General features: G+C 44.8%; 1 protein-coding gene. It reads right to left on the reverse strand.

Annotated elements, in window-relative coordinates; genetic code table 11:
- Positions 1-91: 91 nt before the first annotated feature.
- On the reverse strand, positions 92-551 hold a 460-nt coding region (locus IE080_RS19405; RefSeq protein WP_189586834.1), incomplete at its 5' end, for an ATP-binding protein.

Genomic DNA, 551 nt, shown 5'->3' on the forward strand with positions numbered 1-551 from the left:
TGTAGATTCCGATGATCTTGACCACCGATCCGGCTATCTTGACCACCCTTTGATCAAGGGTATTCAGTTACCGTTTTAATGGCGATTAAAGTTATCGTTTTTTTCTCATTGATTCACCTTTCAACTCTATTCTGTGTGCTGTGTGTACCATTCTGTCAAGGATGGCATCGGCAATGGTACTGTCACCTATTGTTTCGAACCATTTTGTGACCGGGAGTTGTGACACCACAATTGTTGAAGCTCTCCCGTGCCGGTCTTCTATTATTTCAAGCAGTGCCATTCTGGCCATTTCATCAAGTTGCTGGATTCCGAAGTCATCGAGAATGAGCAGATCCTGTTTCTCAATCCTTGCAATCTCCTTCAGGTATGACCCATCGGCTTTCATCATTCTGAGTTTCGAGAAAAGCTTGGTGGTATTGTGATACTGTGTCCTGATCCCCTGCATACACGCCTGATTGCCAAGGGCCGAAGCAATGTAGCTTTTGCCGGATCCTGTAGCCCCTGTAACAAGTACATTCTCTTTCCTTTTTACAAAAGACATATCGGCAAGC

The sequence above is a fragment of the Mongoliitalea lutea genome (genome assembly GCF_014652135.1).
GTDB lineage: Bacteria > Bacteroidota > Bacteroidia > Cytophagales > Cyclobacteriaceae > Mongoliitalea > Mongoliitalea lutea.